This window comes from Porphyrobacter sp. MBR-155 (assembly GCF_040547625.1).
Classification (GTDB): Bacteria; Pseudomonadota; Alphaproteobacteria; order Sphingomonadales; family Sphingomonadaceae; genus Erythrobacter.
The window spans coordinates 39,149-55,356 of sequence record NZ_JBEPQB010000001.1 but is presented as its reverse complement, the minus strand read 5'-3'; the positions used below and the strand labels follow the sequence as shown (position 1 = coordinate 55,356).

14 protein-coding genes are annotated in these 16,208 nt (G+C 61.2%); 6 read left to right on the top strand and 8 right to left on the bottom strand.

Annotation, left to right across the window (positions count from 1 at the left end):
- Position 1 precedes the first annotated feature (1 nt).
- Genes ABIE62_RS00295 through ABIE62_RS00280 form a run of 4 tightly spaced genes read right to left on the bottom strand, consistent with a single transcriptional unit; the run spans position 2 to position 6,598 of the window.
- Positions 2-1,171 (bottom strand): M14 family metallopeptidase, encoded by a 1,170-nt coding sequence (locus ABIE62_RS00295; RefSeq protein WP_354322567.1) that lies wholly within the window; start codon positions 1,169-1,171, stop codon positions 2-4.
- 23 nt (positions 1,172-1,194) lie between these two features.
- Entirely contained in the window at positions 1,195-4,242 is a 3,048-nt protein-coding gene (locus tag ABIE62_RS00290; RefSeq protein ID WP_354322565.1) for a TonB-dependent receptor domain-containing protein, read from the bottom strand.
- A complete protein-coding gene (locus ABIE62_RS00285; RefSeq protein WP_354322563.1) occupies positions 4,242-5,210 on the bottom strand; it encodes an alpha/beta hydrolase in 969 nt (322 codons plus the stop codon). Before ABIE62_RS00285 ends, ABIE62_RS00290 begins: the two co-directional genes overlap by 1 nt.
- Positions 5,207-6,598, bottom strand: a complete 1,392-nt coding sequence (locus tag ABIE62_RS00280) for a dicarboxylate/amino acid:cation symporter (protein WP_354322561.1) — start codon at positions 6,596-6,598, stop codon at positions 5,207-5,209. Before ABIE62_RS00280 ends, ABIE62_RS00285 begins: the two co-directional genes overlap by 4 nt.
- Positions 6,599-6,810: 212 nt before the next feature.
- Between ABIE62_RS00280 and ABIE62_RS00275 the strand changes: the two genes are divergently transcribed.
- The 5 genes from ABIE62_RS00275 to ABIE62_RS00255 all read left to right on the top strand — a co-directional run bounded on the left by ABIE62_RS00275 (position 6,811) and on the right by ABIE62_RS00255 (position 12,228).
- Positions 6,811-8,496, top strand: coding sequence for a sensor histidine kinase (locus tag ABIE62_RS00275; RefSeq protein WP_354322560.1), 1,686 nt, complete (start codon positions 6,811-6,813; stop codon positions 8,494-8,496).
- On the top strand, positions 8,493-9,818 hold the full coding sequence (locus ABIE62_RS00270; protein ID WP_354322558.1) for a sigma-54-dependent transcriptional regulator: 1,326 nt from the start codon (positions 8,493-8,495) through the stop codon (positions 9,816-9,818). Before ABIE62_RS00275 ends, ABIE62_RS00270 begins: the two co-directional genes overlap by 4 nt.
- 89 nt (positions 9,819-9,907) lie before the next feature.
- A complete protein-coding gene (locus tag ABIE62_RS00265; RefSeq protein WP_354322556.1) occupies positions 9,908-10,885 on the top strand; it encodes an MBL fold metallo-hydrolase in 978 nt (325 codons plus the stop codon).
- Positions 10,886-10,977: 92 nt separating this feature from the next.
- Entirely contained in the window at positions 10,978-11,433 is a 456-nt protein-coding gene (locus tag ABIE62_RS00260) for a CBS domain-containing protein (RefSeq protein ID WP_354322554.1), read from the top strand.
- Between the two features lie 3 nt (positions 11,434-11,436).
- Positions 11,437-12,228, top strand: coding sequence for a YiiX/YebB-like N1pC/P60 family cysteine hydrolase (locus ABIE62_RS00255; RefSeq protein ID WP_354322552.1), 792 nt, complete (start codon positions 11,437-11,439; stop codon positions 12,226-12,228).
- Here ABIE62_RS00255 and ABIE62_RS00250 read toward each other — a convergent pair.
- From ABIE62_RS00250 to ABIE62_RS00235, 4 genes are all read right to left on the bottom strand, one after another.
- The gene (locus ABIE62_RS00250; RefSeq protein ID WP_354322551.1) at positions 12,212-12,931 is read right to left on the bottom strand and encodes a cytochrome c biogenesis CcdA family protein; all 720 of its coding nucleotides are present in this window, start codon (positions 12,929-12,931) and stop codon (positions 12,212-12,214) included. The genes ABIE62_RS00255 and ABIE62_RS00250 overlap by 17 nt on opposite strands.
- A 41-nt stretch (positions 12,932-12,972) precedes the next feature.
- Positions 12,973-13,365 carry a thioredoxin family protein gene (locus ABIE62_RS00245; protein WP_354322549.1) on the bottom strand — a complete coding sequence of 131 codons (393 nt, stop codon included), beginning with the start codon at positions 13,363-13,365 and terminating at the stop codon, positions 12,973-12,975.
- A gap of 221 nt (positions 13,366-13,586) precedes the next feature.
- The gene (gene nrtS / locus ABIE62_RS00240) at positions 13,587-13,805 is read right to left on the bottom strand and encodes a nitrate/nitrite transporter NrtS (RefSeq protein ID WP_354322548.1); all 219 of its coding nucleotides are present in this window, start codon (positions 13,803-13,805) and stop codon (positions 13,587-13,589) included.
- 413 nt (positions 13,806-14,218) lie between these two features.
- Positions 14,219-15,022 carry a 2-keto-4-pentenoate hydratase gene (locus tag ABIE62_RS00235; protein ID WP_354322546.1) on the bottom strand — a complete coding sequence of 268 codons (804 nt, stop codon included), beginning with the start codon at positions 15,020-15,022 and terminating at the stop codon, positions 14,219-14,221.
- A 144-nt stretch (positions 15,023-15,166) separates the two neighbouring features.
- Here ABIE62_RS00235 and ABIE62_RS00230 point away from each other — a divergent pair, with 144 nt between their 5' ends.
- Positions 15,167-16,186: a LacI family DNA-binding transcriptional regulator gene (locus tag ABIE62_RS00230; protein WP_354322544.1), complete on the top strand. Its 1,020-nt coding sequence runs from the start codon at positions 15,167-15,169 to the stop codon at positions 16,184-16,186.
- The last annotated feature ends 22 nt before the right edge of the window (positions 16,187-16,208 follow it).

The following is a 16,208-nucleotide window of genomic DNA, read 5'->3' as shown; positions in this document are numbered from 1 at the left end:
TCTAACGCTTCAGTTCCGCAAGCGCCGTGATCAGGCTGGCGGCCAGGTCGCCAGCCGCCCGTCGTGCGGCGGAACGATCAGCGGTGTCGGCAACCTCGTAAGTGTAAGCGGGGATGTCATAGGTGGCATAAAACCAGTTCTTGGCGGTGCCACTGTCGGGGTTGGCGTTGCGCGGTTCGACTGTGAAGGGATAGCCTACAAAATCATCCTCCCGTCCGGCAAGCCATGCCGCCAGAAACCGCTGCTGCACCGCGCTTGCCTCATCGCCTTGCACGTAAAACAGATTGCGGGTAGTCGAATGGAAATCGATCATCAACACTGGCCGGACGTGGGCCGGTAACGCATCCAGCCATGCTTTCACCGCGCGGGTTTCCGGCTGGGCGAAAGCGCCCCAGTCGCGGTTGAGATCGGTCGCACCGCGATTGGCACGCCAATGCCCGCGCGCGGTGCCATCGGGGTTGATCAGCGGCACGATCAGAAATTGCGTGTCAGCGCCCAGCCCCGGATCGCGCCCGGCGATCGCCACCAGTTCATCGACGAATGCCTGCATGGCAATCGCCCCGGTCACTTCGGGCGGATGCTGACGGCCGATCAGCACCACCAGCCGCGGTGCATCGTGGCGGCCTAAGCGCAAAGCCTCGACCGGGCGGCCATCGTGAGACTGGCCAAGGGTGAATACCGGTGCGCCGGTCGCCGCGCTCCAGCGCCGCAGATCGGCTGCGTGATTGTCCTGCACGATCACTTCCTGCGCTGCGATCATGCCCGTCCCGCCCGGCACACGCAGGCGCGCCGCCGCGCCGTCATCGGCGACATCGGCCACCAATTCGCGCCAGCCACCACCGCCGTTCCATTTCGGCGCGTAGCGGTGTTTCCCACCCAGATAGCGCAAGGTTATCGTGACCGGTGCATCGCCCGTGCTTTCATAACGAAATGCATACCACGGGCTCGGATTGATCGGCGGAGCGTGTTCGGGTGACACCAGCACCGCAAATTCGCGCTCACCCAAAATCGCGCAGGCAGAGGCTGACGCGCCATCGAAATCGAACGCGATCGTCGCTGATGCGGTGCGACATTCGTTAGCGGGGACGATTGGATCGACGGAAGTTGCCGGGGGCTGCGCCTGCGCGCCCACCCCCAGCATCACTGCCATTGCGACCAACAAATATCGCACCGACATCTCCATCGACGTTCCGATCAGAACGTCTTGCGCACTTGCACCGCGAATTGTCGCCCGCGTGGGCTGTGCAGCTCGCTGAAGAAGCCAAAGGTTTCGTCAGCCAGCGGCGGATCCTCATCGAACAGGTTGTTGATCGCAAACCGCAACCGCGTGCCATCAAGCGCGGTGTCATTGTTGATGGTGTAAGCGATCGAAAAGTTCATTGTGAAGAACGAATCCACCCGGAAGAAATTGGCATTGGGGTCGTCACTCACGATCAACTCGTCACGGATGACACTGGTATCCCACACCTTACCGACATATCGGCCGAACAGGCCAATATCGAGAGGCCCATTGTCCCAGTTGATCGAGCTGCTGAAGCGCCATTTTGGCCGACCATCAATTTCGAGCAGTTGGCCCAGCCCCTCAACCGCAACATCAAGCGGCAGCACTCCGCTATCAATCGCATCAAGGATTTCCTGTCCATCCGCCCCGGCATTCTGGACAATGCTTTCCAGCCGCGCAGCGTTGAAGCGCAGCCGGAACTTGCCCACGCCAAAGTCCGGCACATTGTAGGACATCCCGAAATCCCAACCCTTGGAAATGCGGCTGTCGAGATTGAAGAAGGGGTCCAGCACCTGAATAATCCTGCCAGCCGGCGCAAGGCTGGTGCCGGCGAACAGGTCAAGCTCCTCCTGAGTCGGATCGGCACGGATGACATTCGGGTTGGTGCTACCATTGATCCGCCGCAGCAGATCAAGCGCGATGGCATTATCATCGCCAAGTGTGCCGACCAGCCCAGTCTGTTTGACCCGCCAGTAATCCCCGGTCAGCGTCAGCCCCGGCAGAAACCGGGGTTCCAGCACCACGCCAAAATTTGTGCTGGTGCTGTCTTCAGGTTCCAATTGGTCGCTGCCCGAACGGAAGCTGACCGTGCCCCCACCGGTACATACGCCAAGATTGGCAATCAGCCCCTTTTCAAGCTGCGCCTGGCAAATCACAAAATCGTCGCGCGTGTTGACCCGGGTGGTGCCTGTATCATTCACCTGAACAAGGTTGGGGGCACGAAAGCCCTGCGACCATGCACCGCGAAAGGTGACACCGGGGATGGCGGTCCATGATGCCGCAACACGCGGGACGATGGCGGTCTCTTCGATATCGGTGAAATATTCCATCCGGCCGGCAACTTGCAGGTTGAGCGCCTCAACCAGAGGAATGTTCATGTCCTCGCTAACCAGCGGGACGAACACTTCGGCAAAGGCGGAATAAACCTGCCGCGCACCATTGGTATCAGGCGTGGGGCTGGTGCCGGAAACGTCGCTGCCGTTGAACACACCGGTCACGCTGTCAGTGAAGGTGATCGTGCCATCCAACCGCGGATCGCGGTCATCGAAAAAGGTTTCTCGCCGCCATTCAATCCCCGCCGCAACGCCAAGGTCGCCGCCCGGCAGCTGGAACAGATCATCACGGCTGACCTTGAAATCGGCCAGCGCCAGCGTGGTTCCACCCTTGCGGAACACATTGATGCGGAACGGATCAATCGAAGAAGCCGGGTTGGGGGTGCAATCGCCGATCCCCGGATCGCCGGTAACACAGCCGCCGTTGAAGGGGTTGAAAGCATCCGGCGTGGTAAGATTCATCTGCTGCTGCAACAGCGTGAGCGAAACGCGGTTGCCGGTGATATCGCTCAGCCTGGCGTCGGAATAGACGAAGCCCGTGTCAAAATTCCATGCGCCCAAGTCACCGCGCAGACCGGTCACCAGACGATAGGAGTCCTTGTTTACCGTAATATTGCGATTGCCGACATCCACGAACCGAAGACGTTCCAAGATAACGTCAGCCCCTCCCGCCGCAATCGTGGTTCCGGGCAGTCGGTTGGGATTGGGCGAGCCATCAGCCAACAGAACCGGGCCGAACGGGTTCCAGAATGCATCGCGGGCAATCCCTACCGGCACCGCGCTCAGGATGGCCGATGCATCATTATTGCGCTGGCTTTCTGACCGGAAAAAACTGCCTTCGAAATAGGCTTCGACGTTGTCGGTCAGGTCATAGCTGAGCAGCGCGCTCGCGTTATAGCGGTTTTTGCGGCTGATCAGGGTATCGCCGTCGAGGGTGTTGAAACGCACTGCGGTGACTGGGGTTGTGCCATTGCGGGCACACAGGCCATTGCCAAAATCGAGCCTGCAACCGGGAAAGCTGCTCGGCTGAAGAAAGAAATCATCATCGCCAATCGGCGTGCGGTTGGCTGGTGCCTGAATATCAAACTGACCAAACGGGCCAAAAGTGTTGCGATTGTTAAACGAGGCATCGCCTTCGAAATCCGTGCCGACGACCAGCGGCAACCGGTTATCATCGGCGGAAAAATCGCGTTCGGACGCAGCGATGCCGTTTTCGTGGAAATAGCCGCCATAGACCGTCAGATTGCCGCGCCCGCCGCCGAAATCGAAACCAAAACCACCGTTGATGGTGACGTTGTAAAGGTCGGTTTCATCCGAGCCGCGCCAGTCGGCCTCGATAAAACCGCCCTTGCGCTTGCCGCGCAGAACAGTGTTGACCACACCCGCAACCGCATCCGCACCATAAAGCGCCGAAGCGCCATCGCGCAGCACCTCGATCCGGCGCACGCTGCCCGGTGCGATTTCATTGGCGTCGGGGCTGACCACCGGAACCAGCAATTCGGTCTGGAAACCGGGATGCAGGTTCATCCGGCGACCATTGATCAACAGCAGCGTATTGCCGGTGCCAAGATCGCGCAGGTTGATCGATGCAACATCGCCGCGTGCATTGTTCTGAGTGGTGGCGTTCTGTTCGTTGAACGCTACTGAGCCAGCCTGCGGGATCGCCCTGAAAATCTCGTCGCCCGATACCGCGCCGGTATTTTCGATATCGATTTCGTCCACCACCGTGACCGGCAGCACGTCGTTGATCTTGGCCCCCTGGATCTGCGTGCCGGTAACAATAATCTCACGTTCGGGACGCGGTGCATTCGCGGGCGCCTCAGCCTCTTGCGCGTGGAGGGCGCTGGCGGCAATCATGCTGCCACCGCACATCAGGGCGAGCCTGCTTAAAAGTGTAATCGACATCATTATTCTCCCCGTTTTTCAATGATTTTAAGTGATTCGACCCACTTCGCGAACAGCGCGGGCCATTGGCTGATAACCTGCTCGGGCTTGCCCAGACCCCAGCCATGACCGCCGTCACGGAACAAATGCAGTTCTGCACTTGCTCTGGAGGCAATCAGGGTTTCGAACAACAAAATACTGTGCCCCGGCGGCGTGGTTTTATCGTCGGCCGAAGCGAAGATAATCGTCGGCGGCGCGTCCTTGCTGACGTGCGTATCAAGCGACCATTCGGCCTCGGCCTTGGACGTGGGCTTTTCGCCGATGATCTCGCGCCGGGTGCGGGTGGTGTCATACGGCTTGCGCAGCGTCACCACCGGGAACAGCAGCACCGCGAAATCGGGCCGCGCGGACACCCGCTCGTAAGCATCCGCCCCGGCATACAGCGCACGTTCGGGCTGATACGCGGTGAAACCAGCCAGATGCCCGCCAGCAGAAAAGCCCATGATCCCGATGCGGTCAGGCTTGATGCCGAATTCGCCCGCGCGGGTGCGGATGATCTTCATCGCCCGCTGCGCGTCCATAAACGGCGCAGGCGCGTCCCACCCATCATTGGGCAAGCGGTAGATGAGTTCGAACACGGTAAAGCCCTGCGCCTGCAACCATTCGGCCGCAGGGGTGCTTTCCTTCCACAACTGGATGCGAAAATAGCCGCCCCCGCCTGCCACCAGCACCGCCGCGCCATTGGGCACCGCTGGGCGAAAGACCCGCATTCGCGGCGTGGCGATATTGGAGACCGCGCCATAACCTGCGCCCGCCTCCCCCAGTTTTTCCGGCCCGGTGACCGCGCCATTGCCCGGCGGTGTGCCCGGCCACAGCAGGATCTCCTCAGGCGCGGCAGCCGCAAGCGGAAAAGCCGGGAACGCGGCTGCCAGCAACACCAGCGCCGCGCTTGCGACAATCATCATGCGGCGTGCGAAAATTGGCGCGATCATTGCCGCTCCTCCAGCACTTCGGCGATTTTCTCGCTTACCGGGCCGCTGCGTTCGTGGCGTTCGATGTCCTCCTCCGGGAGCGGCATCGGAGCGCCCGCCATCGCCGCTGCCAGCCGGGTCTTGTCCAACGCGCTTTCCCAGCGCGCCACCACAATCGTCGCCACGGCATTGCCGACAAAATTGGTCAGCGCGCGGCATTCGCTCATAAACCGGTCAATCCCGAGGATCAGCGCCATGCCCGCCACCGGAACGCTCGGCACGACCGAAAGCGTCGCGGCCAGGATCACGAAGCCCGCGCCGGTCACGCCTGCTGCGCCCTTGGAACTGATCATCGCCACCAACACCAGCGTCAGCTGTTCGCCAAGGCTCAGATCGACCCCAACGGCCTGCGCGATGAACAGCGCGGCGAGCGTCATGTAGATGTTGGTGCCATCAAGGTTGAACGAGTAACCGGTGGGCACCACCAACCCGACCACCGCCTTGCGGCATCCGGCTATCTCCATCTTTTCCATCAGGCTCGGCAGCGCGGCTTCGGAGGATGACGTGCCCAGCACCAGCAGCAATTCTTCGCGCAGATAACGGATCAGCGCGAAGATCGAAAAGCCGTTGAACCAACCGACCAGCCCCAGCACTACGATCACGAAAAATAGCGAGGTGAGATAGAAGGTCGCAATCAGCGCGGCGAGATTGGCGAGGCTGCCGATCCCGAATTCGCCGATGGTAAACGCAATCGCACCGAACGCGCCGATCGGGGCCAGCTTCATCAGCATATGCACCAGCCGGAACACCACCGCGTTGAACGAGGCGAGCACGTCCAGCACCAGATCGCTCGCCGGGCGGGTCATGGCCAACGCTACTCCTGCAAGAATAGCGACCAGCAGCACTTGCAGAATCTGCCCTTCGGTCATCGCGCTGAACAGGGTTTCGGGGATGATGTTGAGCAGAAACGCGCTGATCGTGTGGGCTTCGGCGCTTTTGGTATAGGTCGCAACGGCGCCCGCATCGAGCGTGGCGGGATCGATATTCAGCCCTTCGCCCGGCCGCACGACGTTGGCGACGATCAGCCCGATAATCAGCGCCAGCGTGGAAAAGAACAGGAAATAGGCAAAGGCCTTGCCCGCAACGCTGCCGACCGCCTTCATGTCGCTCATCCCGGCAATCCCGGTGGCGACCGTCAGGAAAATCACCGGCGCAATGATCATCTTGACCAGCTTGATGAAGCCATCGCCCAGCGGTTTCAGCGCGGTTCCGAATTCGGGATAGAAATGGCCAATCAGCGCGCCCAGCACGATCGCCGTCAGCACCTGCACGTATAACTGCTGATACAGCGGCTTTCGGCGCGGCGGCACCATTGGTATTTCCGGCATTATCGCTGCGTGCGATACCATTGGTCGCTGATCCTCTGCCCCATATTTCCCATCCGCAGGATCGGGCCACAGGAGCCCGGCTGCAAGCAAATCGCAACCCACAGAACAGCGGCGCAAATTCAACAGGTTGTGACCTCACCGTGACCATTTTGTGCGAAAATCCGCACAAATTTCTTGCGCTGAGTGCGAAAATCCGCACAAGACCTGCTCGGGATACCAAGGGAGCGCGCATCATGCGCAGCAGAATGGAACGCCGGAATCTGCTGCTGATCGCACTGATCGGCGTGTTCCTGATCGGCGCGCTGGCGATGCTTGGGCTTGACCGCGCAATGCGGGTCAACGCGCTGGAAGAAACCCGCGCAGAGGCGACAAGCGACGCGGCTATACTGGCGGCGGGCCTCGAAAGCGAACTCAACAAATTTTCGCTTGTTCCGCAGGTGCTCGCGGTCGATCCCGAAGTCTCCGCGTTGCTCGCCGGGGATCGAAGCCAGCGCGATGTGCTCAACCGGCGATTGGCCGCGCTGGCACAGCAGACCAATGCTGCGGCGATCTACCTGATGGATGCTGACGGGTTGACGCTGGCGGCGAGCAACTGGGAGCGGCCTGATAGCTTTGTCGGGTCGGTATATGGCTTCCGCGACTATTTCACGGACGCATTGGGCGATGGCACTGCGAGTGAATTTGCTCTCGGCACGGTCAGCCGCCGTCCGGGCCTGTATCTTTCCGAACGGGTCGGCACATCCCAAAGCCCGCAGGGCGTGGTCGCCGTAAAGGTCGAATTCGATACCCTCGAACGCAAATGGCGCGATGCCAAGGCAGGCGTGTTCGTTACCGATGCCGATGGGATCGTGCTATTGAGCAGCAATCCTGACTGGCGTTTTCGGGCGGCGGCCAGCGACAATCAGGATAGCCGCCTGGCAGCCCGCGATCCAGCGCGCGATGCGATGCGGTTCGGGAAAGACCGGATCGCCCCCTTGGCACTTCCGGATGCCGGTGCAGCCGGATCGCCGGTGCGAATGATCGAGAATATCCAACCAATCGCCCCCATCGACTGGGAATTGCACCTGCTCACCGATCCGGCCCCGCGCCTGTCGGCGGCCGTCGCCAATGGGCGGCTGGCGGGAGTTGTCGGACTGGGTGTGCTGGGTCTGATGGCGGCTGGTGCATTTGTATGGCAACGCCGCCGCGAAGCTCGCGCGACGGCGCAACTCGATGCGCATACGGCAGTTCTGCGCGAACAGTTGCAACAGGCCAACCGGCTGGCAACGCTGGGCCAGATTACCGCCGGGCTTGGCCATGAAATTCGCCAGCCGCTCGCCGCAATGCGGGTCTATGCCGAAAGCGGCGAACGCCTGATCCAGGCCCAACGCCACGCAGAAGCAGCCGGGAATTTCGACAAGATCGCCGGGCTTGCAGGGCGGATCGGCCAGATTACCGAGGAACAGCTGCAATTCAGCCGGCGATCGGTGGGTGAACCCAAACAGATCAGCCTTGCCGAAGTGATCGACGGTTCGCTGCTGCTGCTGCGCGATCAGATTCGGCAAAAGGGCATAAGCCTGACATTGCCGGGGGCCGAAGCGGCTGGCGCAGCGGTGTGTGCGCCGCACGTCCAACTGGAACAGGTGCTGGTGAATCTGCTCCAGAACGCTTTACAGGCTACCGAGACGGATGGCGGGCAGATTGTGGTGACGATTGTGGCGGACGGGCCAATAATCCGGCTAAGCGTAAGCGATGATGGGCCGGGCGTGCCGGAGAACTTGCGCGATGAACTGTTCCAGCCCTTCGTCACCGGCAAGGCTGAAGGCATCGGACTGGGGCTGGCAATTTCCCGCGACATCATGCGGCAGCTGGGCGGCGATCTGATCCACGAAGACATGGAAAAGGGCGCGCGCTTCACCATGATCATGCCCGCCGCATGAACCCCGCCGATGAGCCCATACACGTCGCGCTGGTCGAGGATGATACGGCGCTGCGCGATGCATCCACGCAGGCATTATCGCTTGACGGGGCGCAAGTGGTTGCCTTTCCCGATGCGCGCGCTGCGCTCGGCTGGTTATCGGCAGACTTTCCCGGAGTGGTGGTGAGTGATGTGCGGATGCCGGGCATCGACGGGATCGAATTCTTCACCCGGCTGCGCGACATCGATCCCGATCTGCCAGTGATCCTCACCACCGGACATGGCGACATCGCGATGGCAGTGGAAGCGATGAAGAATGGCGCGGCGGATTTTCTGACCAAGCCTTACGCCTCAGCCAACCTGATCCGCGCGGTGCGCGCGGCGGCATCGCGGCGCGGGCTGGCCTTGGAAAACCGCCGACTGCGAGAGGAAGCCGGGCGCAGCGCCGGTGCCGCAATTCCCGGCACATCACCAACCGCCGAACGGCTGCGATCGGTGATCGAAGGGGTGGCGCGCTCGGAAATCGATGTGGTGCTGATCGGGCCGCCGGGGACTGGCAAGACCCATGCGGCGCGATTGATTCACGATTCCAGCCCGCGCCGCGCACGGCCGTTCATCAGCGTTGATGCCGGGGTGATGGCGCATGAGGATGCCGAATTGCTGCTGTTCGGACGCGACCCCGGCGCAGGACTATCGCGCACCGGCCTGGTCGAACGCGCCAATGGTGGAACCTTGTTCATCGACGGGATCGAGAGCGCGAGCAGCGCGCTGTCCGCCCGGCTGCTATCGCTGGTCGAAACACGGCAGGTGCTGCCAATCGGCGCGGACCGGGCGCGCAGGCTCAACATCCGTATCATCGTATCGCATTTGCTGGATGACAGCGCGGGGCCAGCGCCCCTGCCGCGCGATCCGCTGTGGCACCGGCTCGGCGCGGTGCAGATCGCGTTCCCGCCGCTGTCCGAACGGCGCGCGGACATTCCCGAGATTTTCCGGCTGTTCGTTGCCCGTCACGCGCGCGAACTCGGCCTTCCCGCACCCGCCATCGGTGAACGGCAATGGCACCACGTCCAGTCGCATGACTGGCCGGGCAACCTGCACGAACTCGGCGGCTTCGCGCGCGCATTCGTGCTGGGGCTGGCGGATATCAGCACCGCGCCCACGTCAGGCGGTGAGCAGCGCACGCTGCAACGGATCGTCGCGGATTTTGAACGGACGGTGCTCGAAGACGGGCTGCGACAAACTCGCGGAGACATCGCCACACTGCAAGCCCTGCTCAATACCCCGCGCAAGACGATTTACGACAAGCTGGCGAAATACGATCTAAAGCCTGCCCGCTTCCGGTAGAACCGCAGGCGGGATCAGCGGTTGCTGAATGATGCTGCGCTGTAGTAATTCGGCGGCAGCAAACGTAAGATCAGGCGAAAGGTCACTCCATGCTGAAAAATTCCCTGTCGCTGCGCGCCTCTGCCGCGTGCTGTATCCTGATCGCAGCGTGCAGCAATACGTCCGCCAGCCCGGAAGAACTGCCGCCCGCGGCAAGCGGCGCTGACATCTGCCGCGAGGCCGAAGTCGGCGTGCAGGTGCTGGGCTCGGGCGGGCCGATTGCCGAAGGTTCGCGCGCCGGGACCAGTTACGCGGTATGGATCGATGGACGCGCGCAATTGCTGATCGATGCCGGGCCGGGCAGCTTTATCCGCTTTGGCGAGGCGGGGCTGAAGGTCGCGGACCTCAAAGCCATCGCGCTCAGCCATTTTCACGCCGATCACAGCGCAGGCCTGACCGGCATCCTCAATTCCGGCGGGTTTGAACAATCAGGCGAACCGCTGACGGTCATCGGCCCGGCTGCGGGCAGCGTGTTTCCCGGTGCGGGCGATTTTATCCGGGCACAGATCGGGCGCGAGCGCGGCGCGTGGAGCTATCTGGGCGGTTACATGGACGGCACCGAGGACAAGCGGAAGCTGGATGTGCGCGAGATCGCGGCCAACAATACCCAGGAATCCCCCACTGCTGAGGTGGAAATCGCCCCTGATCTGACGATTACCGCCATTCCCGTTCACCACGGCGTTGTCCCTACGCTGGCCTATCTGGTCAAGGTCAAGGGCCGCTCCATCGTGTTTGCGAGCGATCAGAGCGCGTCCTCGATCGGGTTTGAGCGGCAATTGCGCGACAGCAAGCCCGATCTGCTGATCGCGCATCACGTGATCCCCGAAGGTGATGGCCAGCCGATCGGCCTGCATCGCCCGCCCAGCGGGATCGGCGAAATGGCGGCGGGTATCGCCCCGCGCCAACTGCTGCTGTCACACCATATGGAGCGTTCGATTTCGCGTCTGGAAGAAAGCCTGTCGGCGATTGCGCGTAACTATGATGGCGCCACGCTGATCGCTGCGGACGGCACCTGCGTCACACTCTGACAGGCCCAACCGCAAATCAAACAGGCTAATCTGTAACGGATTGTTGCGGCGCGTCGAACAAATGGAAGGGGTCTCGTAAAGGAGTGCCTAGAATGAAGATCGCTTCCATCATCAATCGCAAGGGTCGCCATTTTGAAACAGTGCGGGAAGCGGTTCCGTTGATCGAAGCGGTCGGGATCATGCACGAACTGTCGATCGGCTCTATCGGGGTTGCGGCGAACAATACGCACGAAATCATCGGCATCGTGTCGCAGCCGGAATTGATGGAAGCCATTTCCACCCGCGGCATCCATGGCCTCAACCTGCCCGTCGTCATCTTCGTGCGCCGATCGATCCTCAGCTGCACGTGCGAGGATGATGCATCCAGCGTGATGCAGGCGATGACCCGCGCGCGCAGCCGCCACGCCATTGTCCGCAATCAAACAGGCGATGTGGCCGGGCTGGTATCGATGGGCGATCTGGTCGCCGCGCTGCTTGAAGATGCACAGCTTGAAGCGGGCGTGCTGCGCGATATGGCACGATCGCATCTTCTGTCCGAATCGGCCTGACGGATGGGGCTGGTGCTGAGGACAGTGGGCCGCCTTCTGGCAGGCTTCCTCACCGGCCCCTCGCGCGCTCCCTATGCTGCACTGCCAGCCGATCCCGATGCGCTCGCCAATTGCCTGCGCCCCGGCGATGTCCTGCTGGTTGACGGACGCCAGCGGGTCAGCACCGCGATCAAGTATCTAACGCAATCAACCTGGTCACACGCCGCCTTGTGCGTGGCCGGGCAGGACCGCGAAACCGGCGCGTTACCGCTGTTCGTCGAAGCCGATGTCGTGGATGGCGTTCGGCAGGTTTCGCTTAGCCAGTTTGCTGATAACCACACCAGAATCTGCCGGCCCCCGGGGTTGAGCGATGACGAGGTGGCGCAGATTGTCGCCTTTGCCAAAAGCCATATTGGCGACGAATATGATCTCGACAATGTCATCGACCTCGCACGCTACCTTATCCCCACCCCACCAGTGCCGACCAGTTGGCGGCGGCGGATGATTGCGCTGGGCAGCGGGGAGCCGACCAAGGCGATCTGTTCGACGCTGATCGCCCAAGCGTTCCAGTCAATCCGCTATCCGATCCTGCCCGAAATCACGCAGCAAATCAGCAACGACCCCGATTGTGAAGGCTGCGTGCGTGACATCATGCATATTCGCCACCACAGCCTGTTTACCCCGCGCGATTTCGATGTCTCACCCTATTTTGAGGTGATCAAGCCGACGCTTCGTGCAGGTTTCGATCACCGGGCCATCAGTTGGAGCGATCCTGCCGATCTGATCGAAAGCGCGCCGGTCAAAAGCGTGTCGTGAAAATGATCAGCCAGTCGGGCATGATGTTCACCAGCGCCGCTTCAATCAGCTTGTCCGCGCCCGTCAGCACCAATGCGCCGACCAGCACCAACATCGCACCGAACACCGGCTTGGCATAACGGGCCAGCTTTTGCAGCGTTCCGGCCCGTTTGCCGATGGCGCGCCTCGATCCATAGGCAAAGCCCGTCACCGACAGCGCGACGCCGATGGCAAACACCAGGAATGTCACAAATGCCGATGCGAGGTCTTCACCCTGACTGGCCGCAGCGATGGCTGCGCCCAGCGTCGGGCCGACACAGGGTGCCCAGACAATACCGAGCAGCGCCCCGATTGCGAATTGGCCGCCCAGCCCATCGCCGCTGGTGCGTTCAAGCGCGCCCTGGGCGCGGTTGGTGAGGGGCGCAAACAGCATCGTCAACCGGGTCTGCAAGGCCGGAACCAGCAGGATAACCCCCGTCGCCGCAAGCAGGCCTCCGGCGAACATTCGGATGCCTTGTTCGGGAATGCCCAGCTGAAATCCGAAAGCGACGATCACAAAGCCAAATGTCGAAAACGACAGCGCCAGCCCGCTTGCCAACGCCACCGGCCCCATGCGGTGCTTGCCCAGCGCCGATCCGACCAGGATCGGGATCAAGGGCAAGACGCAAGGGTTGAGGATCGTTACCAGACCGGCAACGAACGCAAGTGCAAGTTCGCTGAACATCAGTTCCCATTCAAATGGAGCAAGCGCCGTAAGGTCAGAATCTAGATCCCCGCCATCACCGCTTGGCGCAGTTGTTTTGGCCGGCTTTCAGCGATCGAGCGCACCGATTCCTGCTTGCCGCGAAACACCAGCACGGTCGATTGGCGCGGAATGCGGTGCTGACGCAGAAACGCCTTTTCCTTGTCGAAATCGACCTTGAAGAACACCGCGTCCTTAAGCCGGGGTTCTTGGCGCAAGGCATCCAATGTCGGTGCCTGCGCCTTGCAGGTTGGGCACCACACGGCATGAACATCAACCACGATCGTTTTGCCGGCATCTTGCGCGCGGGCAAATGCGGCCGGGGTGTAATCCTGCCATGCCGGGGCCGCGATTGCCGGTGCCGTGAAGGCAACAGCAAGAAAAGCTAAAAAGGTGCTTATGGCTCGAACAAACATCAGCGGCGTCCTTTCAGGTCGAATGGCTATGGGATTGCAGGTTGCCTGTTGCAGGCATGCTGTCTTTCCTTTCGGCCGCGCGGCGCCAAAGGTTACAATTGCGCAGACGGATCGGCGATCCAGAGCGGGCTGCGTTAAATCTGACGCAGGTCGCCCGCTCTAACTTTGGTTGTCGCATCGTGAAAAGCTGAAAACCGGTTCCCACTTTTCAGCACGATGCTCTAATCAGGGCCCGATTTCATGAACATCCGGGCCGCGCTGTAACTTGCCACGAGGTAGGGGACGAGAAAGTTCATCCCGACTCTGGGCCAGTCAATCCCCACACCATGCCAAAGCTGCGACCCCTGATTGATGGCATTGAGGCAGAGCCCCACAACCAGCGCCACCTTCAACGCATTGGTGATCACAGGCCGCGTCAAGGCATATTGCAACAGCTTCATGATTGGCCCTTTTCCTTTCCAGCACCAGCATGCCAGCACAGCATGGTTGCCGCACCCGACCCCGTTCGGCGCGATCCCCCTGCGGGTTACACGCAAGACATCGGGAAACAAGCGGGCGCTGAAATCGGTGTTGTAACCGTTTGCGGGTTTATCGCGAATGACCCATTGAACCAGCAGCTCCCCCCCCCAACCCCAACTGCTGGTCGGGGCCGCGCCGCTTACAAGATCGCATGATCGGGCAGCGCGGCCCACTTCTCTAACGGTGCCGATGGCGCTTGTGGTGCACCTAGACCGAGCCCCCCCTCAAAGGAAAGAAACCTGTAATCCGCGCCATTTGCTTGGCCGGAGCAGTCCCGTGTTGGTTCGCGTTCGTCACACCCGGCGTGATCGATCCGTCTGGAAAGCCAGTGTGATCAGCTGACCCATGCCTCCACCGATCCGATATCAGCAAAGGTGGCCACCGCCTTGCTGCCCGGCGAAATCTTATGGACGCCGGTAATCGCTCCGCTTGAAATCCACCATCCGGGCTTCAGCGCGATGCCTCGTCCGGCAAGATTTTCGATCAGGAACCGTGCCGCGCCGAAGGGGCCATCAAGCATGGATGCCGTCGTCGCACGGCCGACCTCGCGCCCGTCAATCACCAGTTCTGCCTCAACCTCGTCGAGCCGATCCCACAAGGCTCGGGGCACGAGCGGGCCAAGCAGCAGCCCGGCATTATTGCCGTGATCCGAAATGGTAACGCACGGGCCATCGGCATTGATTGCAGCATAGGGGGACGATGCGATTTCGATGCCGATTCGTACCTCGTCAATCCACGCCATCGCGGCATCGGGAGTCGCGGGCAGCGGCCCGTCCTGCGGGGCAAGCCGCAACATGAATTCAGCCTCGACCGCAGCGAATCCGCCGTGAAACACTTGCAATGTGCCGGGGCCATCTGCGGACATGATAATCGCGTCGCTGAACGCCGGGCCGACCAGTCGATTGGCACCCAGCCGCACATCATCAGGCGCGTTGATCCGGCCGACTTTCCAGCCACCGATCTCCCGGTCCCATAGCGAAATAGCACAATCCTGAATGGCGTAAGCACTGGCAAGATCACGCGGACGGCGGCCCGGAAACTGGCTGATCGCAGTTCCGCTGCGACGCGCGGCAACGAACGCTTCAGCGATTTCGCGAGCTTCGTAAGGCACAATGTTCCTCTCGTCTCTTAATCTCACGAAACGGAGCCTTGGCGAAAAAGGTAACCGGTGTCAAAAGCTTTCCACGCAGCCGCAGTCTGATGTCCTGCAGGGGATTTTGGCAATCGCGCGATTGTTCTTTATGAGGGTGTCCGATCAAACAAAAGGCGTTCAAAACTCGATATGTCAAAGCCGAACAAGACGCCAACGATCAATGACGTGGCCCGGCTTGCCGGGGTGTCGAAAAAGACCGTCAGCCGCGTCATCAACCGCTCTGCCTTGCTGAACGAAGATACCCGAATCAAGGTTGAGGCGGTGATTGCCGACCTTGGTTATGTCCCCAATCCGCAGGCCCGCGCGCTGGCGCTGCGGCGCAATTTCCTGCTTGGGTTGCTGCACGACAATCCCAATGCGCAGACCGTGCTCAATTTTCAGGAAGGCGTGCTTGACGCGATCCGCGAAACCGAATTTGCGCTGGTGGTGCGTCCGGTGGATCGCCATTCGCCAAGGATGATGGATGATATCCGGCGGTTTCTGGAATTGCAGCGGCTTTACGGCGTGCTGATCCTGCCGCCGATTTCCGAAAATGATGCGCTTGCCGAACTGTGCCACGAAATGGGCTGCGGCTATGTTCGCATGGGATCCGCCATGCTTGACGATCCCGACCATATCGTCGCCTCGAATGATCGCGAAGTGGTAAGCCAGGCAGTCGATTATCTGATCGAACTGGGGCACCGGCGGATTGCGTTGATCGAAGGGCCGGAAGGATTCCGTTCCGCCTTCGAACGGCGGGAGGGGTTTCTCGCGGCGATGCAGGCGCACGGATTGACCTTGCCGCCGGAAATGCGTGCACAAGGCAATTATCGGTTCGATTCCGGCATCGCCGCCGCTAGCCGCCTGCTCGACATTGCCGACCGGCCGACCGCAATTTTTGCCAGCAATGATGAAATGGCAGCGGGCGCATTTCACGCCGCGCGCCAACGCGAACTCAAGGTGCCCGACGACCTGTCGATCATCGGTTTCGACGATTCGCCCATCGCCGCACACATCTGGCCGCCAATGACAACGGTTGGCTGGCCGATACGCGAAATGGGACGTGCCGCCGCGCTCAAACTGATGGCGCCGACCGATGAAGCCGCGCAGCAATACCGCTTTCCCGCAACCTTGGTAAAGCGCCAGTCAGTCGGCCCACCGCGCAGATGAAATGCACGGTTGAAAGGTGGAT